The sequence below is a fragment of the Burkholderia mycopellens genome (assembly GCF_964265025.1).
Lineage (GTDB): Bacteria > Pseudomonadota > Gammaproteobacteria > Burkholderiales > Burkholderiaceae > Burkholderia.
This window is the reverse complement of record NZ_OZ183803.1, coordinates 1,350,195-1,374,742: the sequence shown is the minus strand read 5'-3', so window position 1 is coordinate 1,374,742 and position 24,548 is coordinate 1,350,195. Positions and strand designations below refer to the sequence as shown.

Sequence of the window (24,548 nt, the reverse complement as noted above, 5' to 3'; positions counted from 1 at the left end):
GCTTCTGGTAGACAAAAGAAATTTATATGCTTGCTCGTCATATGTGCGTCAAACGCCCCACCTGCCCCACAGGAGAGACCATGCTGCAAGCCGTGAACCCCGTCATCCCCGGTATCGCCGCGATCGCACCCGAGCTGGTCGAAGTGCGCCGCCGCATCCACGCACACCCCGAGCTCGCGTTCGAGGAAACGCTCACGAGCGATCTCGTTGCCGAGTTGCTCACCGGCTGGGGCTATGAAGTGCATCGCGGCATCGGCAAGACGGGCGTGGTCGGGGTGCTGCGCGAAGGGCAAGGCACACGCACGGTCGGGCTGCGCGCCGACATGGATGCATTGCCGCTCGCGGAAGCCACGGGCCTGCCGTACGCGAGCCGCCATGCGAACAAGATGCATGCGTGCGGCCACGACGGCCACACCGCGATGCTGCTGTGCGCGGCGCGCCACCTCGCGGCCACGCGCCAGTTCTCCGGCACGCTGAACCTGATCTTCCAGCCGGCCGAGGAAAACTTCGGCGGCGCGAAGGCGATGATGGACGACGGCCTGTTCGACCGCTTTCCGTGCGACGCGATCTTCGCGATCCACAACATGCCGGGCCGCGCGGCCGGCGACATGGCCTTCCGCACCGGCGCCGCGATGGCATCGGCCGACCGCGTGACGATCACGCTGCGCGGCGTCGGCGGCCACGGCGCGATGCCGCACTTCGCGCGCGATCCGATGTCGGCCGCGGGCAGCATCATGGTTGCACTGCAGACGATCGTCGCGCGCGAGGTCGATGCGCAGCATGCGGCCGTCATCACGGTCGGCAGCGTGCAGGCCGGCGAGACGTTCAACATCATTCCCGAAACCGTCACGATGAAACTGTCGGTGCGCGCGCTCAACGCCGACGTGCGCGCGCTGCTCGCGCGCCGCATCGAAGCGCTCGCGAAAGGCCAGGCGGAAAGCTTCGGCGTCACCGCGGAAGTCGACTACGACTACGGCTACCCGGTGCTCGTCAATCATGCGGAGCCGACTGAATTCGCGGCCGACATCGCGCGTCGGATGCTCGGCGCCGAACGCGTCGAAACCGATGCCGCGCCGCTGATGGGCAGCGAGGATTTCGCGTTCATGCTCGAAGCACGCCCCGGCTGCTACGCGTTCATCGGCAACGGGATCGGCAGCAAGGGCGGCTGCATGGTGCACAACCCCGGCTACGACTTCAACGACGACATTCTTGCGATCGGCGCAAGCTACTGGGTTCGCGTCGCCGAAGCCTGGCTCGCGGCCTGACGGCCCTTCATCCCATCGTTTCGCGCCCACCCGGGGAGTCCCACATGGAAACGTCCGCCCTTTCGCTCGCCGGCACGCCGGTCGATGCACGTGCCGCCGCGAAGAAACGCCGGCTGATCGCGGCCGCCGCCGTCGGCAACGCGCTCGAGTTCTACGACTTCACGGTCTACAGCTTTTTCGCGATCCTGATCGGCAAGCTGTTCTTTCCCGTGCATTCGTCGTTCGGGCAATTGATGCTCGCGGTTGCGAGCTTCGGCGTCGGCTTCGTCACGCGCCCGCTCGGCGGGCTCGTGATCGGCATGTATGCCGACCGCGCCGGCCGCAAGAAGGCGATGATCCTCACGCTGCTGCTGATGGCGCTCGGCACCGCGACGATCGCGGTAGCACCGACCTTCGCACAGATCGGCCTCGCCGCACCGCTGCTGCTCGTGCTCGCGCGCCTGCTGCAAGGGTTCGCGTCGGGCGGCGAAGTCGGCGCATCGACGACGCTGCTGCTCGAACAGGCGCCGCAGCATCGTCGCGGCTTCTATGCATCGTTCCAGTTCTCGAGCCAGGGGCTCGCCGCGCTCGCCGGCGCGCTGACCGGCGTCGCGTTGACGTCGACGCTGAATGCCGCGCAGCTCGAAAGCTGGGGCTGGCGCGTGCCGTTCATCATCGGCACGCTGTTCGTGCCGCTCGGCTATTGGCTGCGCAAGACCGTCGAGGAAGTGCCGGCCGCTACGCCCGCCGCCGCGCACGACGAACCCGTCGCGTCGCTGCCGCTCGCCGACGTGTTGCGCCATCACGGCAAGGCCGTGTTCGCGGGTCTCGGTGTGACGATCGGCGGCACGTCGATCCACTACATCATCGTGTTCTACATGGCGATCTACGGCGTGCAGGTGCTGCACCTGCCCACCTGGCTGTCGATGACGGCCGGCTGCGTCGCCGGCGCGATCCTGATGCTCGTGACGCCGATCGGCGGCCACCTGTCCGACGTGTACGGGCGCAACCGGATCGTCTGGTGGACGCGCATCGTGCTGATGGCCGCGATCTACCCGGCGTTCATCGCGCTGAACCGCTGGCCGGGCGCCGCGTCGCTGCTGTCGATCATCGCCGCGCTGTCGATCGTGCATGCGATCAACATCGGCGCGACGGGCGCGATGCTCGGCGAACTGTTCCCGCGCGCGGTGCGTGCGACCGGCGGCGCGCTCGTGTACAGCGTCGGCGTTGCGATCTTCGGCGGCTTCGCGCAGTTCTTCGTCACATGGCTGATCGCGGCGACCGGCAATCCGAATGCGCCTGCGTGGTATGCGATCGGGTGTGGCGCGATGACGCTGCTCGCCGTGCGCTGCATGGATGAAAAGGCCGGGAAGGCGCTGGACTGACGGGTGGCCGATGCTACGATGCGCGATGGACGTCGCGCGCGCATCGTGCATGCCAGAGGCCCTATCCCCACAACGCCCACCGTGCGCCGTCGACATGGGGGCCGGCCTGTTTCACGGCCCCGACTGCCCGTAAGACAGTGAACGCGTGCTCGCCGACATCAACCGGTTGATGTCGGCCGCGCGCATGAAGCCGGTGAAATGAGCCGGCCTTCGTCGTACGTCGCACCGGACGCGGCGGCCGGTCCCAACTTTCGCGCAGTATTCGTGACCGACGCGCACGCCTAGCGTCCGGAGCTACAAGGGGCCGCTCCAACGGCCGAGCATCATCCGCCCCAGCAAGCATCCTCAATTCTCCTCCGATAATCCACGGTCGCCCCTTATCACTCGCTTCAAACCCACCTTTGCATCTAAGCCGCACCAAGTCCGATTGCTGGCAGGCATTGAGGGCTAACCTGCCCGTTTCGGTTACCTGCAGCCATCCATCAGATCGCCGTCGATCCGCTCACACCAGCATACGTCGACGCCTATTCAATGCGACCGGGCTATTCGACTCGCGCCAAGCCGCGCACAATGTCTGGTTATATGGCGATATCTGCCTGCCGCTCGACGCGATCCCTTCACGCAACGCCATTGCAATCGACCGAGACACGGACATCTTGACCTTCACCCAACTTGCCATGCTCGATCCCGAGGGTGAGTGCAACCTCCCTTCGGGCGCATCTTCTAGCCGATCGCACTCAAATTCTGCATGCCCGAACGCATAAAGAGAGCGTCGAAGCTCCGCATTTTCCATTTCTTGCAATCTTCGGGCCAGGAGGTTGTAGAATCCGAAACCCGGTATGTCAAATCAATGACAACAAACGGGGTAAATATAATAAAGGGACGGAACATGAGTGCACAGGACATTATGAAGGCAATTCGTGGCGGCCTGATCCAGAATGAGAGACTGGTCAAGCTCGATACGCCCCTCGGCTCGGACGTGCTGTTACCGCAACGTGTCGCCGGATGGTCACGTATTGGCCGACATTTTGAATTCACGCTCGACGTCCAATCAACCAATAGCAATATCAAGTTGAAGCAGTTGATTGGTCAGCCTGTCACCCTTTGGCTTCAACAGTCCAATCAATCCTACCTCCCCCGCCACGGTTACGTTTATTCGGTCAGGCGACTGGGGTCGGAGGGTGGGTTGACCAGTTACCAGATCCGCTTTGCGTCGTGGCTGAATTTTCTTAAATTCCGCCGCGACCAACGCATCTGGCAGGACAAAACAGTCGACCAAATCCTGAGCGACGTATTTAACGCACATTCCCAGGCGAAAGGCCAGTTTGGATTCGCGATTTCAAAGCCCCTTGAACCGCGTTCGTACTGCACGCAATATGAAGACGACTGGAACTTTGTTCACCGGCTGATGGAGGCGGAAGGCCTCTTTGGTATCTGGAGACAGGCCGAGGACGGCAGGTCACACACGCTGACAATTACCGACACTCTGGGCACGTGTGAGCCGCTCGTGCCACAGACGGTGCCGTTCTCGCGTGATGGCATACATACCGAGGTCGACGCACTGCTGCACTGGTCTGGAATGCGAAATCTGCATAGCGCTGTGCTTTCCACCCGAACGTTTGACTACAAGAGTCCATCTTCACTCGCCAATCCGAAGGGCACCCATGTGCCAACGTTGTCGCACGAGTTACCCGACGAGCTTGAAGTCTACGAATATACCGGTCCCTATACATACCTGAAGGACAATCGCGGCGAGCACTTGACTAAGATCCGGATGGAGGAATGGGAGTCGCGTGCAAAACGGTTTTATGGTACGGGCGGCACGCGCGGGGTCGATGCCGGGCGGTGGTTCGAATTAGCCGGCCATCCAGAGCACGATCTGGATTCCTCAGCCAGACGCCAGTTCGTGGTTCTCGAATCATCTTGGTTGATCGAAAACAATCTTCCGGGGTCTAGCCACCATGCTGATTTGCCGGGCAGCCTGCAAAGCCGGCTGGCGAACACGGCGGGAGCCGCAAGCATCACTCACCCGGATGGCTCCACGGGATTTTATTTCGTCGAAATCGAAGCGCAACGGAAAGCTGTTCCATTCCACAGCCCATTCGAACACCACAAGCCTGTCATGCAAATGCAGACAGCGACTGTTGTTGGGCCACAGGGCCAGGAAATTTACACCGACGAGTTGGGCCGCGTTAAGGTTCAGTTCCACTGGGATCGGATCGGCCAGCGCAACGAGCACAGCTCGTGCTGGGTACGCGTAGCGCAACCGTGGGCGAGCAGAGGTTTCGGCGGCATCCAGCTTCCCAGAATCGGCGACGAAGCTGTCGTATCGTTTCTTGACGGCGATCCGGACAGACCGATTATCACGGCCCGCGTCGGGAACGGCGCAAATCGACCACAGTGGAACTTGCCCGACCAGCACCCACTATCCGGATTTGTCAGCAAAGAAATCGGCGGTGTGCAAAACAACGTCTGGCTGAAGGACGATACACAAGGGCAAGTTCAAACACAGATACGCAGCGACCACCTTGAGTCGGGACTCCACGCTGGCTATATCACGCGTGTGAGCGAACCGGCTGGTCGCGGCGAAAAGCGCGGCGAAGGAGTCGAACTGCGTACCGACGGGAATGCTGCCGTGCGTGGTGGACGGGGGCTACTACTGTCGACCCACCGCCGACCCAGTGCGACCGGCGACGCGTTCAGCGTCGATGAAGTCAATCTTCAGTTGGCAAGCGCACAGGACATCGCAGCGAACCTCGCACAGTCCGCACAATCAGCGGGCGCGCAAGATGGCGAACAGAAAGCTGTTGCCGGTACGCTGAAAGCACAGGCGAAAGGCATTCAGGGGGGCGGCGCGTTAAAACAATTCGAGCAACCGCATCTGGTGCTCGCAAGTCCGGCCGGTATCGCCGCCAGCACGCCGGAACTGATTCACGTCAGCAGCGGCAAGAGCACTTCCATTACTGCTGGCGAGCACATGTCGATCAGCACTGGCGGCGGCTTCTTCGCAAGCGCGCGTCGGGCGTTGCGCCTGTTCGTCGCCGATGCGGGCATGCGGCTGGTAGCGGCAGCGGGCGATATCGACGTGAAGGCGCTGAAGGACAGCATAAACCTGTTGGCGAAACTGAACGTGACGGTGACAGCGAATAAAATCACCATAAGTGCCCAGCAGGAAGTTGAGATCAATGGTGGTGGCAGCTACACCCGCTGGACAGCGGGACAGATCAAGAGCGGCACATCGGGTGGCTTCGAGGTCCACTCGGCAACTCGCACGCTCACCGGACCGGACAGCGTTAGTATGCCGAATATTCCGGCACTGCCACCAGAAAAGGAGCAACTGCACTTCGCGTTGGGGGCATTACCAGGGGAAGCACATCAATACGTGAGCGAACCGTACGATCTGTACAAGGGCGGATCAAAGATCGGACAAGGGGTGACGGACGAATTCGGACGTGTCGTCGTGAAAGACCATGAGCCCGGTACGCCGGCTTATCAGGTCAAACTCGCCAACGGCGGGCAATTCGACCTAAAAGTCAAGGACGCGCTCGAGGGTGACCCTGACCATACCGACCAGCGGACCAATCGGGGCGAACGGCTCGACGGCTAACCGCATCCTACCCATTGATAAAGAGGACCTGAACGTGGTCGACAGCACCTTGAATTCCCAGAATCCAGCAACGGTTGCGATTGACGAACAGTCACGCATTGCAAAGTCATCGGCACAATGGTTGCTGGAAACGCGCAAGGAAATCGCGCCAATTACCTATGAAAACCACCTCGAATTCTTGATCTGTGGCGAAGAAGGGTTCGCGAACATCGCGAATGACCTGAAACTTGCAAAGGATTCCGTCAATCTTTGCTGTTGGGGCTTCGACCCAGGGATGGAACTGATCCGCGAAAAAGGAAAAGCAAAGTGGCCTCGTGGTCAGACGTATGGCGAGCTGCTTGAAGAGGTCGCGAGCAAAGGTGTCACTGTCCGGTTAATGGTGTGGTACCAAGAAACGGCATCGGCCAAACAGAACAACGTCCCAGGCTACTCCGACACCGGGCACAATCCGCTTACGAATCCAGCCGCTTTTATCGTTGGCACATCAAAATCTCCTTACGATAGCAAGGAGCGCCAGAAATACTGCATCGAGTGGTGGAACACGCACCGTCCCAAGGGAGATTGCAGTGGCAAGAACAAAAATCTGCTTGTGACGTTCCGCTCTGTCGACTCGGCAGACGCCACATACTCGCTGTCCGACGAGGAATTCAAGCCGAAAACTGGCGCATTGCCAACCAATGAACGTCCTCTGATGACCGACTATCCGACGCATCATCAGAAACCGATCGTAATCGACTACGACTACGACAACGGCTGCAAAGCGGTCGGTTATGTGATGGGGCTGAACTCCGTGACCGACTACTGGGACACGACGGCGCACGCTATCGATGATCCCTTGCGAGAAATCCTGACGAGCAAGACACTGGGTGCAGAACAAGCTCATGAGGAGGCAACGCTGGGGCAGGCGCCCACGAAGGGCTATAAACATGTCCGGCCCTATCAGGATTATGCATGCCGCCTGTTCGGCCCCGCATTGAAGCGGGTATATGACAATTTTGCACGGGATTGGAATCACTACGCCCCTGATTCATACCGTATGCCAGAGCTTGCGGCGATACCGAGCAATATTCAGAAAGTGCCCAGCGATCCCAATCATGCAGTGCAGATCGTTCGCACACATCCCAGAGACCATGATAAAACGATCAAGGAACTTTACATTCATGCGAGTTCCTGGGCACGCAACTACATCTACATGGAGAACCAGTATTTCTTCTATCCGACCTTCGCCCAGAAACTAAAAGAGATACGACAAGATCACTGGAAGGCTTGGGCTGAAAAGGCCGGGAGGCCAAGTAGCGAGATGGGAATCCTGTATATGTTTATCGTCATTCCACACCCCGAGGATGACGGAATGATTCCCCGTACCTATGACATGCTGACCGAGTTCGGCGCGAGCGATCCGACAGCGAACAATCCAGCAATGTCCAACCAGGGGACCTACGACAAGGAAAATCATCGGGCTCAGGACTATCCGGACGCAAAAGTCGTTTCGTACACACGTGATACCGGAGTGGGTCCTGTCACGTCGCAAATCAAAGTTCTCGATCATCCGAGCGTCCAGGAACTGGCATCTACATATGGAATCAAGGTCAGTGTTGCTCGACTGCGCGCAAGCGGGCCAATTCCCGATCAGGATATGGCCTACCGTGAAATCTACATTCACTCGAAACTGATGATCATTGACGACGTATTTATCACGGTCGGAAGCGCGAACATGAATCAGCGCAGTATGACGGCAGATAGTGAGATCAACATCGGCGCAACCGGGTTGGACTATGCTGCTCCGTTGCGGGAAAAAATATTCAAGCTTCATTCTGGCGGCGACATCACTGGCAGCGGCGACTATAAAGAAATTCCCTCAATGTTCAAACGATGGGTAGCGCGTATGGATAACAATCGCGATGTATGGAAAGCAGGCAAGACAGCACTCAAGGGATTTCTTCTGCCCTTCGAGGATCATCGCGCGACCGGTACGATGCATGCCCAAGTCACTGTTCCGTCGACGTCAGAAACTACAGCCTACGTCTGAGATGAACCGATCCAACACGAATATTGTCGACCTTGCTCTTCGAATTCTATTCGCCAGCCTATGCTTGCTGGCAATTGATTCTCAGGCCAGCCCATTTACAGCCCAGACCAGTAAGCTGAGTGCATCCATGTCCGACTTGCCACGTTACGAAAAACTGCCGTTATTCAGCCCACATCGCAAGACCTTTACCTGCGTGTATCAGGACCAACACGTGCCGCCCGTCGACCCCCAGGCTGAATTGTGGTTTCAGCAAGCATTGTCGCTTAATGATCCAAACATTGACTATGACAAGCGCGACTATCCACGGATTTACCAACTCTACTCACAGGCTGCCGAGCGCAATCACTGGAAAGCAATGCTCAATATCGCATCGCTGATATTGAGCAATCGTCAGGGGGTGCCGATTCATGATCCTGAGATTGCGATTCGGTGGGTGGAAAAAGCGATGAAGCTGGGTGTTCCCGATGCCTACGATATGATGGGAATCTATCATCAAAATGGACTGATTAAAGGTGGCGACGCCACGAGCGCGTATGCCTTCTTCCAGCGCGCTGCTGATATGGGTAGCCCGTCCGCACAAACATTTATTGGAACGAAGACGGATGCCGCATATGATGATCCGGGCGGTGAATTCTGGGGCAATCTGCCGATCGCGACACAAATGCTGGAGTGCGCCCTCGCGCAAGGATATGGAAATGCCGCGAAAGAGCTAGGACATGTCTATGCGAGACCGCAAACTGCCGAAGCGAAACTGCGCGCACTTAACGTTCTTCATCAAGGGGTCAAGCTAGGTTCTGCTGAATGTGCCAACAAATTGTTTACGGAATTCGACGGCATGGATCTTACCGATGGCACCAATCTGGTCGGTCGTATTGACAAGGCACGCGCTGAACGTTACAGCAAGCTCGGAGACGCGCTCGATTTTTATCAGGGCCGCCTGAAACTGCCGAACCTTGACAAGGTACTTCCGTTGCCACCCGCACCGTTGCCGAAATGGGACGGTAATGTACAGACATTGATCGATGGCGCAAAGGCTGTCACTACCCCGCCAAAACCGCCGAAGAATGCGGCACTCCAAGGCCGAGAATTTATTCCGTCCGGATATGCCGTGGCATCGCGCGAACAAAGCACGACAGTCGTCATGGGCAACGCTCCGGTTCCGTTCAATGGTTTTTGGCTTGCGCTGTATGGCCCGCCATCTGCCTCCAAGGCAGATCTGATCCCGGCCCGTCAAAACATGCCGGAACACTACCAGATCGGTGAACACTTCCGTGCACCGTTGTTCGACTGGCTAGCCCCCGAACAGGTACAGTGGCATTACCTTGGCGAAGCTTATGCCCTCCCCCCGCAACGCGACGATTTCCTGAAACATATGATTGACACCGGACTACTACGCGAAGTCCCTGAACTCGCATTGCCAATCCAGTGTAACGGTCAGCAGCGTTGCCCGCAGACGGGGATATGGGAAAGTCGTGTGGACGATGAACATCCGATGGCAACGTTGTACAACCGGTGGGATCGGCAAGCGTTCGTCGAGAAAGGGCAAACATTTCCCCATGCCGGTGACAGCTTTATTGATGTCAGCATGAAAGATGTGAAGTGGACGTACCTCGGCAGCCCAAATGCGGAAACCGGGATGCCGGGCATCCAGGCGATTGGTCTATAAACATGCAGGGACCGCAGCGCTACTTCATGTGAGAGGGAAGAATGGTTCGTCAAGTCATCGTTGTGGGTGATATGCTCACGCCACATGGCGGCACTGTTACGACTGGTTCGAATGCCGACGTTGTAGATGGCAAGGCAATCGCTCGCAAAGGTGATACGGTCGTGTGTTTAGAGCATGGAACCCAGGCCATCGCTGAAGGCGATGTGAACGGCATGATCGGTGGCGCTCCAGTAGCGCTGCACGGACATCGTGCGACATGCGGTTGCACGTTGGTCAGCCGCTCAAGCACTGCGTCGTGGTCCTAACTGCTACAGAATGATTGCCTCCCCGTAAGAGATGGACAGAAGGAGTCACACGATTGCGCGATGACGCTGCTCGCCGTGCGCTGCGCGGATGAGAAGGCCGGGAAGGCACTCGACTGACTGGTAGCCGATGCGCGATGCGCGATTGACGTGGTGTGCGCGCATCGTGCATGATCGCTGCATGCGCCACGTCACGACCACCACCTCGACCACGACGCGCACGACCGCCTTCGGCGGGCTCGTGCGGCGAGTGCGCGCAAGGTCGTAGCGCCACCGATTCCTCACAGGCCCCGCCGGTTCCGGACGGGGTCTTGTCGTTTCTCCGTTCGCATCGGTCACTCAGGAGAAACGCCATGCCCGAAGTCTCTTCCCCGAAACGCGCACTGCTCGTCGTCGACATGCAGGTTGGCCTGTTTCACGGCCCCGAGCGTCCGTACGACGGCGAACGCGTGCTCGCGAACATCAACCGATTGATCGGTCGAGCGCATGAATCCGGTGCACCGGTATTTGCGGTGCGTCACACCGGGCCCGCCGGCTCGCCGATTGCACCCGGTTCTCCGCTGACCGCACTGGTGCCCGAACTCGCGATCGATACCACGCGCGACATCGTGTTCGACAAGGCACAGTCGAGTTGCTTCGCGGGCACGCAGCTCGCCGAATGGTTGCGCGAGGCTGGCATCGTCGAGATCGTCATCGCGGGAATGAAAACCCAGTACTGTATCGACACGGTGTGCCGCGCGGCTGCCGAGCATGGTTTTCGCGCGGTACTCGTGACCGACGCGCACACCTGCATGGACACGCCGGCACTGCCGGCCGAGCGAATCGTCGCGCATCACAATGCGACGCTTAGTGGGCCGTTTGCAACGCTGACGACGACAGAGCAGTGCGTGTTTTGATCCGCAGCAGTCGCCAGACTACACATTACGAGCGCATTTGACTGTTGCAATAGTTTCAGCAAAGATCCCCCGCACCGATTACCTTGATGCACGAGGAAGCGTCGTGAACTGCAACGACCTTCCTCGCGAGTGCCTCGTCTGGAGACAGATATTCGGTGAACCGCTTGTCGATGCGACATGGGACCTTGGTCATGTCGACGGTGTTCTGGAAGCTCTCATCTGCTCATGTCCCTCGACGGACCTACGATGCAGACTTTCATGCATCAGTCTCTGTTCAATCACGCATCCGAATGCTCGCGCATGAAGTGTTTCAGCATGGGCAAGAAGAAATCGGGCCCGCCGATCAGCGTGATTTCTGCTCCCAAAAGGGGAAGCTGCCGGAAGCTGAATTCAATTGCTTTTCTCTCGAAGCTCGCGTAGCGCTGCGGCTACCGGCATTTCTCCCTGGTTCATCGTGCCGGCAACCACCTGCCTTCCGGCTTCCGGGAACCTGGGTTGTGTAAAAGTGAGCAAGCTATCTCGCCACGTAAGATAGACCAGTACCTTGTTGTTGATTGGCACGTGATTTTTCCCGTCGGAACCGCTCTAACCTGGCAACATGCCAACTGAAAGTCAATTACAACTCGTGAACCACGTCGCTCAACGTGCGGATCGCCGTTGATCGAAATACGTTTGCGTTGTCGAGCGGCGCGTTCTTGTCCGTCCACGCGATCGCCGCCAGGCATTGCACACCAACATAGTAGAGAAATTCCCTTCGAGAAACCTGCTCACCGTACGTATTCTCCCAGCCTGCGAGAAAGGCGCTACGCAGCGTTTGATCGGAAAAATCCATATCCACCCAGACGATCTTCGCTAGATCGTAGGTTGCGTCTCCAATGCGTGCAGCTTCGAAATCCAGAATCCCGGAAACCCTATCGTCGGAGTCGACCAGGATATTTCTTCCGATGTAGTCGCAATGCAGGAGCCGGAAATCGGATGGTTCACGCAAGTTGGCGCCGGAATGAAGCAGTCGATCCAGTTGGACGCAGTATTCAGGGTAGTCAGGAGCAGCCCGGTTCAGGCGTGACATCCACTTCGAAACCATCCCCTCAAGATGAGTACGCCACTCGACGGGGTGCTCCAGCTTCACATCACGCTGCTGCCAGAACTTCATCCCCGACAAGCTGGATGGCGTGATCGCACGATGAAGCTGCCCTAAAGCAGCACCGGCAGCCGAAACGAGCCGCAGTTTCGTCTCCCGTCCGGCCCGTTTCAAAACTTGATCAAGCTGATTGCCCTGAATGGCGCTCAAGACGACGACCCCATAGTCGTCCCAAGCGGCCTTCCCCAATATTTTCGGTGCGAAAGAACTCGCTTCGAGCGCTTCCAGGATTTCACACTGCCGGTCGAAAGCCGCTTTATCCGTCGTCGCCTTGACGAACACCCTTTCTTGCGAGGTATGAGCCTCGGCGACGAACGTGCCATCCCGCTCGACAACCAGCCTAAGGTTGTCGACCCGGACGAGTTTTTCCAATGCGGCCAGATCCTTCATGTGAAAAAGATTCCATATTAGCGTTGCGAAGAGGATCAAGGTTACACAACGATCCATTGAACGGGTGAAGCCTGAGCGTGGTTTTCCCGGGACTCGAATACAGCCGTTTCGTGGAGTTGAGCGGCCGATGCGTGTCGCACCAGCATTTGCTGGCCCGGAAAAGAAATTTAGCGAATGCAAACTACCGAGCTCGCTTTACCGGTGGCTGCAAAACAACGGATGAACGTTCTGCCTTGTTCGTATCACGTCTTTTGAGTCCGGTGCGATGTACCGAAGCCAGACCGGCAAACCCTGTAAACGTAAAAAAGCACGGGTTGGAAACCCGTGCCTTTTGTGCATCCGGTGCCCTTCGCGCTCAGAACGTATGCATCATCCCCACATACGCCCCCGTCTGCGACTCGCCCGTCATAGGGCTCGTGCCCGACGTCGCATCACGCGGTGTCGCGAGCAGCGAGAAGTTCGAATTCCCGCCGTTGCGCGCGTACGCGACCGTGCCGTACAGGAACGTGCGCTTCGACAGGTTGTACGTCGTGCCGAGCACATACATGATCGCGTGCCCCGACGGATCGTGCGACGCATCGCCGCCGCCGTCACCGACCTTCACGTAATACCCGCCGCCCGTCACGGCCCACTGCGGCGTCGCAGTGTAGGTCGCGCCGAGCCAGTAGTGATCCGCGCGATCGGCCACGCCGGCCGGGCTGTCCGGCGCCTGGTAGTGCGTATACGCGCCCTGGATCTTGAACTTCGACACCTTCACGTTCGCGCCGACGAAATATTCGCGCGACGCGGTGAAGATGTTGCTGAACTTGCCGTTGCTGTCGCGCAGTTCATCGTAGATGCCGCGCACGTCGAGCAGCGGCGAGTGGTACGAGATCATGATCCCGTCCGAGCGGCCGAAATCGTCGGCCGCACCGTAGTTGAAGCCGCGTGACTGGTTGCCGAACGCGTATTGCGCCTGCACGTCGAAACCGCCGATCACCGGGCTGTGATACTCGATGTTGTTGCTGGTCTGCTGCCAGTTGCGGCCGCGCACGAGCGAGGCCGACGAAAACGCCTGCTGCACGAACGGGTCGAATTCCCACACGCCGTCGCTGTCGATGAACAGGTTGCGGCCGGCCTGCAGCTGGCCCCACGTGTTGCTCTTCAGCCCGACATACGCGCGCCTCGACCACATGCGACCGCCGCCCGTCTGGCCGTTCATCACCTGGAACGCGGTTTCCAGGTTGAAGACCGTCGACAGCCCGCCGCCGAGATCCTCGATGCCCTTCAGCCCGAACATGCTGGTGCCCCAGTCGCCGCTTTCGGCGCTCCAGCGGGTCCCGCTGCCGCCGTTCGGCTTCGCGATGTGGTTCAGGTATTCGATGCCGCCGTCGACGCGGCCGTACAGCGTCACGCTCGTCTGTGCAAAACCGGCCGCCGGCGTGGCGGCCGCGATCAGCCATGCGAAATGTTTGAGTCGCAAAATGAAGCCCCCTCGGAGTCTCGACCTTCCAGCGCGTGCCCCATGCGCGCGCCCCGGGTCCGTTTATCCGCGATCGATCGAAAAACGCCCGGGGCCTGCCGCGCAAAGCGCGAGCAGGCCGCCGGCGATCGCGATGTTCTTGTAGAAATGAATCATGTTGTTGATCTGCTCACCGCCCGTCATATTCCAGAAGTGGTGGCCGATGATGCCGGTGCCGATCGTATAGAGCGCCAGCAGCAGCGCGAGCGCGCGCGTCTGGAAGCCGACCAGGATCGCGATCCCGACGAACAGCTCCATCACGACGGAGATCGCGGCGGACATGATCGGCGCAGGCGCGCCTTCCGAACCCATGAACGCGATGGTACCGGGGAAGTCGACGATCTTCTTCCAGCCGAACATGATGAACAGGATCACGAGCAGGATCCGGGCAAGCAGCAGCAGCACATCGCGCTGGGACGCGAGAAACGGTTGATTCGGTGTCATGGTGTCGATCAACGAAAGCGATGCGTGTAGCGGGAACCCGCCCCGCGCACCGGATTGCGAATGAACCAGGACGGGCGGCCGCCTGCGCCGCCCGCCCCGCTCTGCAACAACCGGCATCGGGCAACAACCCGATGTGCTGTGCTCCTCCTCTTGTCAGTTATTGCCCTGCTTCGTCACGCGCCGCGTCAACGCAGCTTCGCAACGTCCTGCTCGGTCACCTTCGCGGCCGGATTGCCGAACTGCCCGGTCACGTAGTTCGTCAGCGCGGCGATCTGCGCATCCGACAGCTCGTGGCGGAACGCGGGCATCCCGACGTCCTCGCTGCCGGCCTTGCGCTGCACGCCGTTCAGGATCACCTGCACGAGGTTGACCGGATTCGGCGCGCCGACCGTCGAGTTGTGGAACAGCGGCGGGTAATAGCCGTCCGGCGTGCCCTTGCCCTGCATCTGGTGGCAGGTCGCGCAGTTGCCGAGATAGAGCCGCGCCGGATCGATGCCCGACGACGCGAGCGCGACGCCGCGCAGCGTCAGCCCGTCCTCGGCCGGCTTGCCCCACGACGAGCGCGACTGCTTCGCATCGCCGCTGGCGACTGCCGGCACCGTGCGAATGTACGTCGAGATCGCGCCGATATCGGCTTCCGTCATCTTCGAGAAGCTGTGCTCGATCGCCTCGGCCATCGGGCCGGCCGCCTGCGCGAGACCCGGCACGCTGCCGGTGCGCAGGTACTGGACGAGCTGCTGCTGCGTCCAGCCGCCGATCCCCGCGTTGGCGTCGGACGTGATGTTGTAGCCGTCCCAGCCCGCGAGCACCGAGCCCGACAGGAAGCTGCCGCCCGTCTCGTCGAGCGACTTCTCCTGCATCGCGATGCCGCGCGGCGTGTGGCACGTGCTGCAGTGAGCAAGCCCCTGGACGAGATACGCGCCGCGGTTCCACTCGGCGCTCTGCGCCGGCTTCGGCTCGTACGCGCCGTCCTTCAGGAACAGCCAGTTCCAGATCTTCAGCGGCCAGCGCATGCTCAGCAGCGCGGGGATCTCGTTCTTCGGCGGCGTCTGCTTGACCGGCTCGACGCCGTGCATGAAGTACGCGTACAGCGCCTGTACGTCGTCGTCATTGATCTTCGCGTACGACACGTACGGCATCGCCGGATACAGGTTGTCGCCGTTCTTCGACACCCCGTGGCGCACCGCGCGCTCGAAGTCCTCGGCCGACCAGTTGCCGATGCCCGTCTCGGGATCGGGCGTGATGTTGCTCGTGTAGATCTTGCCGAGCATCGGGATCGGCATGCCGAGACCGCCCGCGAACGGCTTGCCGCCCTTCGCGGTGTGGCACGCCATGCAGTCGCCCGCGACCGCGAGATATTCGCCGCGCTTGACGAGCGCCGGATCGGCGGCGTCGGCCGCGCGTGCGAGACCCGGCAGCGCGAGGCAGCCGGCGAGGAGGAAGGTGAGAGTAGATTTCCGCACGGTCAGACTTCCTTCTTCAGCGTGTCCGACATCCGCAGCGCAAGCGCCGCGATCGTCAGCGTCACGTTCACCGTGCCGACGGTCGGCATCGTCGAGCTGCTCGAGATGAACAGGTTCGGATGGTCGAACGTGCGGCAGTCCTTGTCGACGACCGAGTCGCGTGCGTCCGCGCCCATGATCGTCGCGCCCGTGATGTGGTTGTTCGGCGCGAACTCGTCGTTGAAGACGACTTCGGTGCCGCCCAGCACCTTCGCGGCCGTCGCGTAGACCTCGCGCGTGTGCACGGCGCCGCGCTTCACGTAGTCGTCGATCGCATACGTGATCTCGGGGCGCGGGATGCCGATCGCGTCGGTGGCCGTCTTGCTCGGCACGATGCGGTTCTCGGGTTGAGGCAGGATTTCGTGGAAGCAGTCGAACTGCACGTAGCGCGCGGAACGGTCGCGGATCTGCGCGTCGAGCTCCTCGGGCTTCATCAGCTTGCCGCCCTTGAAGATCTTCTGCGTTTCCTGGTTGATGCGCGACATGTTCGACAGGTGGATCTTCTTCGCGGCTTCGGTCGCGCGGAACGGGCCGTCGCGGAAACCGATCAGCGACGTCATCTCCTGCGGGCCGCGACCCGGCCACAGCTTCTCGTTCGCGTAGAACGACACGCCGGTGCCCGGGTGGTCCATCAAATTGCGGCCGACCATGTCCGAGCTGTTCGCGACGCCGTTCGGGAAATCGCGGTTCGCGGACATCAGCAGGATCTTCGGCGTCTCGATGCCGTTCGCGGCAATCACGAAGTACTTGCCTTCGACGCGATGGTCAGCGCCCGTCTTGTCCTTGTAGACCGCGGCGGTAATGCGCTTGTCCGGCCCGGTCTCGAGCTTGTAGACGACCGCGCTGTCGATCAGCTTCGCGCCGGCCTGCTCGGCCTTCTCGACGTGCACGATGCCGTTGTACATCGCGCCGATCGGGCAGATCGGCATGCAATTGTTGTTGCCGCAACAAGTCGGCCGCCCGTCGTACGGGCGGCTGTTGCGCGCGACCGGCTCGGTCACCACGTGGAACTTCGGGTCATAGCCGTTGAGCGCGCTCTTGATCGTCTGCTCGTTGAACGACAACGGCAGCGGCGGCATCGGGTACGGCTCCTTGCGCGGCGAGTAAAGATCTTCCTCGGGGCCCGGGCCCCACACGCCGAGTTCTTCCTCGGCGCGCTGGTAGTAATGCTCGAGGTCGTCGTACTGGATCGGCCAGTCGCGGCCGACACCGTACACGGTCTTCATCTTGAAGTCGTTCGGGATGAAGCGCCATGCCGACGCGGCCCAGTGCCACGTCGTGCCGCCCACCGCGCGGATGTACTGCGAGTTGAACTTGTGCTCGCCCTTCAGGATCAGGTAGTCGTTCGGCGGGCCGTATTCCGGATGCGGGGCCCACGCGCTCGACGGATACGGCGCCATGAAATCGGTCTTGTCGACCTGGTTGCGGAAGCGCTCGACGATCTCCCAGCGCGGCATGCGCGGACCGGCTTCCAGCAGGATCACGGACTTGCCCGCCATCGCGAGCTGGTGTGCAACGATCGCGCCCGCGACACCCGACCCGACGACGACGACGTCGGCCTTTTGCGTATCGGTATCGGCCATCAGGCTTGCCTCTCGATCGGTTTTTCGGCCCAGAAGCCGGGTTTGTTGGGGCAATACGACGGGATCACGAGCGTATCGGATACGACGCTGAACATTAATGCTTCTTCGTAGGTAATCACGACGTTGTCGACGATGCCGAGATACCACGCTTCAAGAATCTTCAGCGCGAGTGCTTCCTGGTCGGGATTCAGCGAACCGGACGCGAGTGCGCCGGCGAGTTGCGGCAGGCTGTCGGCCGTCTTGAACGAGCCCTTCTGCAAGGCCTGCAGGAAGCGCTGGCCGAGCACGCGGCTCAGCCCCTTCTTGCCTGTCAATGCTTCGGAGAGCGTCATGAACGTATCGAGCGGCGCGGTGCCGGGATCGTCGGCCAGGGCCCGCAACGCCAGCGAGCCGGTGAGGCCCGCCGCCGTCAGCGCCAGTGCGCCCTGCAGCCATTGACGCCGTGTGATGCCTGTTAAGGCTGCGTCGCCAGTGCGACGCGAATGGGGAGTGTTGTCGTTGTGCATGTTTCCTTCTCTCGAACACCGGATTCGGGAAAACCACGCTTGATATTTCTCAAACATTGGCGCGGACCTGAAATGTACGCGCACAAAGCGGATCGAACAATCTTTTTATAGTCCATTAAATGTTCCGCAATCCGAGACAATCGACATTTCGCTGCATTTTTGTGTCGTCGACGCGACAAATCTGCGGCACGCCTGCCAATGTCGCACACTGACGCCACACTGTGCGGCGCGATGCGGGCGCATGTCGGTCGGTTAGAATCGCGTGCAATCAAACAGAAAGCTTCCCTCCGAGGGCAATCGAGCGATGAAGCAGCACGACAAACAGAACAAGGCAACGCAAACCAACCACACCGCCCGGCTGCTCTGGCGCATTGGCGCCGTCGCGGCGCTCGGCGGCGCCGCGGCACTCTCGCTGCATGCGGGCGCGGCGCGCACGGTGAGCGTGTCGCCGCAAGGCACCGTCACCGAAGTCAGGCAAGCCGTCGTCAAGTTCGACGAACCGATGGTCGCGTTCGGCTCGGCTTCCGCGCCGAATCCCGCGCGCGTCACCTGCAACGATTCCACGGCCGCGCGCGGCCAGGGTCACTGGCTCGACGACAAGACCTGGGTCTACGATTTCGAAAACGACCTGCCGCCCGGCGTGCGCTGCTCGGTTGCACTCAACGACACGCTGCGCTCGGTCGCCGGCAATGCGGCCAGCGGCCCGCGCCGCTTCACGTTCCAGACGGGCGGCCCGTTCCCGGTGAACGTCCGTCCCGGCTCGCGCGAGATCGAGGAACGGCAGATGTTCGTGCTGAAGCTGAACGGCCCGGCCGAACCGCGCTCGGCGCTCGCAAACATCTGGTGCGAAGCGGCCGGCATCGGCAACCGCATTCCCGTCACGGCCGCCGACGACGATGCGCGCAACGCACTGCTCGATCACTTCGGCCTGAAGAAGGATGCCGCGCGCGTGCTGACGCTGTCGTGCGCACAGGCGCTGCCGGCCAGCGCAAAGATGCAGCTCGTATACGGCAAGGGCGTCACGAGCCCGAGCGGGATCCCGAACGAAACGGAACGGCGCTTCGATTTCACCGTGCGCGCACCGTTCGCCGCGAGCTTCTCGTGCGAACGCGAGAATGCGAAGGCGCCCTGCACGCCGCTGCGCCCGCTCACGCTGTCGTTCAACGCACCGATCTCGCGCAAGAACGCCGAGGCGATCAAGCTGCGTGGCCCCGACGGTTCGCTGTCGCCGACCTTCGCGGCCGACGACAAGAGCGAGGAAGTCACCACCGTCACGTTCAACCCGCCGCTGCCCGAACAGGCCGGCCTGACGATCGAATTGCCGTCGGGCCTGCGCGACGTGACCGACCGCTCGCTGTCCAACGCCGACCTGTTCCCGCTCGCGACGCGCACCGCGCCGATGCCGCCGCTCGCGAAATTCTCGTCGGGCACCTTCGGGATCGTCGAGCGCTTCGCCGAACCCGATTCGCCCGCGCTCGTGCCCGTCACGCTGCGCAACGTCGAGGCCGACCTGCATATCGACGGCCTCAACACCCGGGGCGCGCAGTTCTCGAACCTGAAGGTCGACGACGACACCGCGATTCGCCAGTGGATGCGCACGGTCGACCGCTTCGACAACTGGTCGATGACGGCCGGTTCGATCGACAGCCAGATTCCCGGCCTGCTCGAACGCAAGGGCCAGCACCCCGTCTACGTACCGCGCGAAGCCGGCGAAAAAGCGCCCGCGCCGCAGGACCGCCGCATCGACGTGCGCTCGCTGACGCTGCTCAAGGGCCAGCCCGGCGTGCAGGCGCTGACGCTGCCGAAGGCGGACCCGAAGGCACTGCGCCCGTTCGAAGTCGTCGGCGTGCCGATCGACAAGCCCGGCTTCTACGTGCTCGAACTCGCGTCGCCCGCGCTCGGCCGCTCGCTGCTCGCGAAGCCGTCGAGCATGTACGTGCGCACCACGGTGCTCGTCACCAACCTCGCCGTGCACCTGAAACAGGGCCGCGAAAACAACCTCGTGTGGGTCACGACGCTCGACAAGGGCAAGCCCGTGCCGAACGCGCAGATCCGCGTGTCGGACTGCAATGGCGACGAGATCGCGTCCGGCAAGACCGACGCACAGGGCCTGCTGAAGATCGACGGCGCGTTCGAATCGAAGCGCGCATGCAGCTCGTCCGATTCGGAACAACGCTTCGACGACTACTTCGTGTCGGCCCGTGTGAACGATCCGAAAACGGGCCCCGACATGGCGTTCGTCAGCTCGGGCTGGAACCGCGGGATCGAATCGTGGCGCTTCAACGTGCCGACCGACACCGATAGCGCGCGGACCGTGCGCGCGCATACGGTCTTCGACCGCACGCTGCTGCGCGCGGGCGAAACCGTGTCGATGAAGCATTTCATCCGCGCCGAAACGCTGCAGAGCCTCGCGTTCCCTGCGCAATACCCGACGCGCGTGACGATCCGCCATCTCGGCACGGGTCAGACCTACAAGCTGCCGCTCACATGGGCGGCCGACCACAGCGCGGACACGCAGTTCACGCTGCCTGCCGCCGCCAAGCTCGGCGAATACAGCGTCGAACTCGAGGGCGGCCCGGAGGACGCGCCGACCGCCACCTATTACAGCGGCAGCTTCCGCGTCGAGGCATTCCGCCTGCCGGTGCTGAAGGGGTCGATCGGCGCACGCGACGCGCAGAAAAGCCCGCTCGTCGCCGTGAAGGAAGCGCCGCTCGCGGTGCAGATCGACTACGTGTCGGGCGGCGGCGCGTCGAACCTGCCGGTGCAGGTGTCGGCGCTGATGAAGTGGGCCTCGCCGCCGTTCGCGGATCGCTTCGAGGATTTCAGCTTCACGCCGTATCGCCCCGACACGAGCGACGGCAATGCCGACGACGATTCGCAGGACGGCGACAACGCATCGGCGTCGAACAACGATCCCGACGCAACGAAGCTGATCGCCGACAAGCTGCCGCTGACGCTCGACCGCAACGGTGCGGGCTCGGTCACGCTCAAGGGCCTTCCCGACGTCGATGCACCGAAGCGCATCGCGCTCGAAGCGACGTTCGCCGACCCGAACGGCGAAGTGCAGACGATTCGCGGCGACACGATCCTGTGGCCGGCCGCGGTCGTGGCCGGCATCAAGGCGGGCCGCTGGGTATCGGTCGGCCAGCGCGTGCCCGTGCAGGCGCTGGCAGTGGACCTGCAAGGCAAGCCGCGTGCATCCGTGCCGATCGAGATCAAGGGCGTCGCGCACATCACGACGTCGTCGCGCAAGCGGATGGTCGGCGGCTTCTATGCATACGACAACAAGAGCGACACGCGCGACCTCGGCGTGCTGTGCTCGGGCAAGACCGACGACAAGGGCCGCATGGCCTGCGACGCGACGCTCGAACAGGCCGGCAACGTGCAGCTGATCGCGGTCGCCAAGGATGGCGACGGCCGCACGTCGAATGCATCGACGTCGGTGTGGGTCACGCGCGAAGACGAACTCTGGTTCGGCGGCGACAACACCGACCGGATCGACGTGATCCCGGAGAAAACCTCGTACGAACCGGGCGAAACCGCCCGCTTCCAGGTGCGCATGCCGTTCCGCTACGCGACCGCGCTGGTCGCCGTCGAGCGCGGCGGCGTGATGGAAACGCACATTGTCGAGCTGAACGGCAAGAATCCGACGGTCGACCTGAAGGTTGGCGAATCGTGGGGGCCGAACGTCTACGTGTCGGTGCTCGCGCTGCGCGGCCGGATTCGCGAAGTGCCGTGGTACTCGTTCTTCACGTGGGGCTGGAAGGCGCCGGTCGAATGGGCGCGTGCGTTCTGGCGCGAAGGCCGTCACTATGAAGCGCCGACCGCGTTCGTCGACCTGTCGAAGCCGGCGTTCCGCTACGGTCTCGGCGAAATCAAGGTCGGTACGGGCGTGCACCGCCTCGGTGTCACCGTGACGACCGACGCGACGCGCTACACGGTGCGCAGCAAGGCGCAGGCGCACGTGAAGGTCACGCTGCCGAACGGCCAGCCCGCGCCGGCCGGCACGCAGATCGCGGTCGCGGCCGTCGACGAGGCGCTGCTCGAACTGATGCCGAACAACAGCTGGGACCTGCTCGACGCGATGCTGCGGCGACGCGCGTACGGCGTCGAGACGGCCACCGCGCAGATGGAAATCGTGGGCCGCCGCCACTTCGGCCGCAAGGCCGTGCCGGCAGGCGGCGGTGGCGGCAGCGCGCCAACGCGCGAGCTGTTCGACACGCTGCTGCTGTGGAATCCGCGCGTGACGCTGGACGCGAACGGCAGCGCAACCGTCGAGGTGCCGCTGAACGACGCGCTCACGCGCTTCCGGATCGTCGCGATCGCGGCGGTCGGCCCCGACCGCTTCGGCACCGGCAGCACGTCGATCCGCAGCACGCAGGATCTGCAGTTGATCTCCGGCCTGCCGCCGCTCGTGCGCGAAGGCGACGCGTTCCGCGCGCAGGTCACGCTGCGCAACACGACCGACCGCGCGATGCAGGTCGTCGTGACGCCGCGCGTGACGGGCCTCGATGTCGCGCCGCAGACCGTATCGCTCGCGGCCAATACGGCAACCGAGGTCGCGTGGACGATCACCGTGCCCGAGCAGGCGCTCGACGCGGCCGGCGCGCTGAACTGGCGCATCGAAGCGGCCGAGCAAGGCGGCAAGCGCGCATCCGACGCACTGGCAGTCGCGCAGAAGGTCGTGCCCGCACTGCCGGTCACCGTGCAGCAGGCGACGCTCGCGCAAGTCGACGGCACGCTGACGGTGCCGGTAGCCTCCCCGGCCGGCGCCGCGAACAACGCGCAAGGCCTGCCGCGCGGCGGCATCGCGGTGTCGCTGCAGTCGAAGCTTGCCGACGGGCTGCCCGGCGTGAAACGCTGGTTCGAGCGCTATCCGTACCGCTGCCTCGAACAGCAGACCTCGCGCGCGATCGGCCTGCGCGACCCCGCGCAATGGCAGGCGCTGATCGCACGCATGCCCGTCTATCTCGACAGCGACGGGCTCGCGAGCTACTTCCCGCCGTCGTCCGACGATTCGCATGCCGGCAGCGCGACGCTGTCGTCGTACCTGCTCGTGGTGTCCGACGAGGCAAGCCGTCTCGACCCGCGCTTCGCGCTGCCGGAAGACCTGCGCACCCAGCTCGAGGCCGGGCTCGCGCGCTTCGTCGACGGCCGCCTCGAACGCAACACGTGGGCGCCGCGCCAGGATCGCGACCTGCGCAAGCTGGCCGCGATCGAGGCGCTGTCGCGCTACGGCGCCGCGCAGGGCCGCATGCTCGGCTCGATCGAGATCGCGCCGAACCAGTGGCCGACGTCGGCGGTGATCGACTATCACGCGATCCTGACACGCGTGAAGGACATCCCGCAACGCGACGAAAAACGCGCACAGGTCGAACAGATCCTGCGGGCACGCCTCACGTACCAGGGCACGCAGCTCGTGTTCTCGACCGCACGCGACGACGACCTGTGGTGGCTGATGACCAGCAACGAAACCAACGCGGCGCGTCTCGCGCTGGAATTCGCGGGCGACCCGGCGTGGAAGGACGAGATGCCGCGCGTGACGGCCGGCCTGCTCGCCCTGCAGCGCCAGGGTGCATGGCAGACCACGACGTCGAACGCGCTCGGCCTGCTCGCGGTCGAGCGCTTCTCGCGCACCTACGAGAGCACGCCGGTTGCCGGCGCGACGAAGGTCGCGCTCGGCGGCGAAGAGCGCACGATCTCGTGGTCGCAGGCATCGGCACCCGCGCCCGCCGACACGCCGGCGTCGGCCACGCCCGCCACCCGCGCCGCCGCGGCCCGCAGCGTGACGCTGCCGTGGCCGCGCGCGTCGCAGGCGCCGGCCACGCTGTCCGTCACGCAGGACGGCACGGGCCGCCCGTGGGCCACGATCGAAAGCCTCGCGGCGGTGCCGCTGCGCTCACCGTTCGCGGCCGGCTACCGGATCACGAAGACCGTCACGCCCGTATCGCCCGCCGTCAAGGGCGTGCTGACGCGCGGCGACGTCGTGCGCGTACATCTCGACATCGATGCGCAGAGCGACATGACGTGGGTCGTCGTCAACGATCCGGTTCCGGCCGGTTCGACGATCCTCGGTTCGGGCCTCGGCCGCGACTCCGAAGCCGCGACGCAAGGCGAGAAGACGCCGGACGGCGCGTGGCCGGCGTTCATCGAGCGCGACTTCGACGGCTACCGCGCGTACTACGACTACCTGCCGAAGGGCAAATTCTCGGTCGAGTACACGGTGCGGCTGAACAACGTCGGCACGTTCGGGTTGCCGCCGACGCGCGTCGAGGCGCTCTACGCGCCGTCCGTGTACGGCCTGTGGCCGAACCCGCCGATGACCGTGAAGCCGGCGGAACCGGGCAAGTAA

General features: G+C 62.4%; 16 protein-coding genes. 8 read left to right on the top strand and 8 right to left on the bottom strand.

Going from position 1 to position 24,548, the window contains the following annotated elements:
- Window positions 1-80: 80 nt before the first annotated feature.
- The 6 genes from ACPTTC_RS24415 (at window position 81) to ACPTTC_RS24390 (ending at window position 10,236) form a co-directional block, all read left to right on the top strand.
- Window positions 81-1,265: a M20 aminoacylase family protein gene (locus ACPTTC_RS24415; RefSeq protein WP_423394263.1), complete on the top strand. Its 1,185-nt coding sequence runs from the start codon at window positions 81-83 to the stop codon at window positions 1,263-1,265.
- Between the two features lie 44 nt (window positions 1,266-1,309).
- Window positions 1,310-2,629, top strand: a complete 1,320-nt coding sequence (locus ACPTTC_RS24410; protein ID WP_423394262.1) for an MFS transporter — start codon at window positions 1,310-1,312, stop codon at window positions 2,627-2,629.
- Window positions 2,630-3,518: 889 nt separating this feature from the next.
- Window positions 3,519-6,236 (top strand): type VI secretion system Vgr family protein, encoded by a 2,718-nt coding sequence (locus ACPTTC_RS24405; RefSeq protein ID WP_423394261.1) that lies wholly within the window; start codon window positions 3,519-3,521, stop codon window positions 6,234-6,236.
- Entirely contained in the window at window positions 6,181-8,265 is a 2,085-nt protein-coding gene (locus ACPTTC_RS24400) for a phospholipase D-like domain-containing protein (RefSeq protein ID WP_423394260.1), read from the top strand. Before ACPTTC_RS24405 ends, ACPTTC_RS24400 begins: the two co-directional genes overlap by 56 nt.
- A 1-nt stretch (window position 8,266) precedes the next feature.
- Complete coding sequence (locus ACPTTC_RS24395; protein WP_423394259.1) at window positions 8,267-9,931, top strand: DUF6396 domain-containing protein; 1,665 nt, start codon at window positions 8,267-8,269, stop codon at window positions 9,929-9,931.
- A gap of 41 nt (window positions 9,932-9,972) precedes the next feature.
- Entirely contained in the window at window positions 9,973-10,236 is a 264-nt protein-coding gene (locus tag ACPTTC_RS24390; protein WP_423394258.1) for a PAAR domain-containing protein, read from the top strand.
- A 45-nt stretch (window positions 10,237-10,281) separates the two neighbouring features.
- Here the strand turns inward: ACPTTC_RS24390 and ACPTTC_RS24385 are convergent, their stop codons facing one another.
- Complete coding sequence (locus tag ACPTTC_RS24385; RefSeq protein ID WP_423394257.1) at window positions 10,282-10,455, bottom strand: hypothetical protein; 174 nt, start codon at window positions 10,453-10,455, stop codon at window positions 10,282-10,284.
- Window positions 10,456-10,586: 131 nt separating this feature from the next.
- Here ACPTTC_RS24385 and ACPTTC_RS24380 point away from each other — a divergent pair, with 131 nt between their 5' ends.
- Entirely contained in the window at window positions 10,587-11,129 is a 543-nt protein-coding gene (locus tag ACPTTC_RS24380; protein WP_423394256.1) for a cysteine hydrolase family protein, read from the top strand.
- A 390-nt stretch (window positions 11,130-11,519) separates the two neighbouring features.
- Here ACPTTC_RS24380 and ACPTTC_RS24375 read toward each other — a convergent pair whose 3' ends face one another.
- The 7 genes from ACPTTC_RS24375 to ACPTTC_RS24345 form a co-directional block, all read right to left on the bottom strand.
- Window positions 11,520-11,690: an NUDIX domain-containing protein gene (locus tag ACPTTC_RS24375; RefSeq protein ID WP_423394255.1), complete on the bottom strand. Its 171-nt coding sequence runs from the start codon at window positions 11,688-11,690 to the stop codon at window positions 11,520-11,522.
- 55 nt (window positions 11,691-11,745) lie between these two features.
- On the bottom strand, window positions 11,746-12,660 hold the full coding sequence (locus ACPTTC_RS24370) for a phosphotransferase family protein (protein WP_423394254.1): 915 nt from the start codon (window positions 12,658-12,660) through the stop codon (window positions 11,746-11,748).
- Window positions 12,661-13,015: 355 nt separating this feature from the next.
- Window positions 13,016-14,122 (bottom strand): porin, encoded by a 1,107-nt coding sequence (locus ACPTTC_RS24365; protein ID WP_423394253.1) that lies wholly within the window; start codon window positions 14,120-14,122, stop codon window positions 13,016-13,018.
- A gap of 63 nt (window positions 14,123-14,185) precedes the next feature.
- Window positions 14,186-14,605, bottom strand: coding sequence for a DoxX family protein (locus ACPTTC_RS24360; protein WP_175953959.1), 420 nt, complete (start codon window positions 14,603-14,605; stop codon window positions 14,186-14,188).
- A 185-nt stretch (window positions 14,606-14,790) separates the two neighbouring features.
- The gene (locus ACPTTC_RS24355; protein ID WP_175966417.1) at window positions 14,791-16,068 is read right to left on the bottom strand and encodes a cytochrome c; all 1,278 of its coding nucleotides are present in this window, start codon (window positions 16,066-16,068) and stop codon (window positions 14,791-14,793) included.
- A 2-nt stretch (window positions 16,069-16,070) separates the two neighbouring features.
- A complete protein-coding gene (locus ACPTTC_RS24350) occupies window positions 16,071-17,690 on the bottom strand; it encodes a GMC family oxidoreductase (RefSeq protein ID WP_124493636.1) in 1,620 nt (539 codons plus the stop codon).
- Entirely contained in the window at window positions 17,690-18,196 is a 507-nt protein-coding gene (locus ACPTTC_RS24345; protein WP_226197683.1) for a sorbitol dehydrogenase family protein, read from the bottom strand. Before ACPTTC_RS24345 ends, ACPTTC_RS24350 begins: the two co-directional genes overlap by 1 nt.
- A gap of 304 nt (window positions 18,197-18,500) precedes the next feature.
- Between ACPTTC_RS24345 and ACPTTC_RS24340 the strand changes: the two genes are divergently transcribed.
- Window positions 18,501-24,548, top strand: coding sequence for an alpha-2-macroglobulin family protein (locus tag ACPTTC_RS24340; protein WP_423394252.1), 6,048 nt, complete (start codon window positions 18,501-18,503; stop codon window positions 24,546-24,548).

Bases quoted from the DNA above. Each gene is read 5' to 3' on its own strand.
- ACPTTC_RS24415 (WP_423394263.1), top strand. From the start codon at position 81: ATGCTGCAAGCCGTGAACCCCGTCATCCCCGGTATCGCCGCGATCGCA.
- ACPTTC_RS24410 (WP_423394262.1), top strand. From the start codon at position 1,310: ATGGAAACGTCCGCCCTTTCGCTCGCCGGCACGCCGGTCGATGCACGT.
- ACPTTC_RS24405 (WP_423394261.1), top strand. From the start codon at position 3,519: ATGAGTGCACAGGACATTATGAAGGCAATTCGTGGCGGCCTGATCCAG.
- ACPTTC_RS24395 (WP_423394259.1), top strand. From the start codon at position 8,267: ATGAACCGATCCAACACGAATATTGTCGACCTTGCTCTTCGAATTCTA.
- ACPTTC_RS24390 (WP_423394258.1), top strand. From the start codon at position 9,973: ATGGTTCGTCAAGTCATCGTTGTGGGTGATATGCTCACGCCACATGGC.
- ACPTTC_RS24380 (WP_423394256.1), top strand. From the start codon at position 10,587: ATGCCCGAAGTCTCTTCCCCGAAACGCGCACTGCTCGTCGTCGACATG.
- ACPTTC_RS24370 (WP_423394254.1), bottom strand. From the start codon at position 12,660: ATGAAGGATCTGGCCGCATTGGAAAAACTCGTCCGGGTCGACAACCTT.
- ACPTTC_RS24360 (WP_175953959.1), bottom strand. From the start codon at position 14,605: ATGACACCGAATCAACCGTTTCTCGCGTCCCAGCGCGATGTGCTGCTG.
- ACPTTC_RS24350 (WP_124493636.1), bottom strand. From the start codon at position 17,690: ATGGCCGATACCGATACGCAAAAGGCCGACGTCGTCGTCGTCGGGTCG.
- ACPTTC_RS24345 (WP_226197683.1), bottom strand. From the start codon at position 18,196: ATGCACAACGACAACACTCCCCATTCGCGTCGCACTGGCGACGCAGCC.
- ACPTTC_RS24340 (WP_423394252.1), top strand. From the start codon at position 18,501: ATGAAGCAGCACGACAAACAGAACAAGGCAACGCAAACCAACCACACC.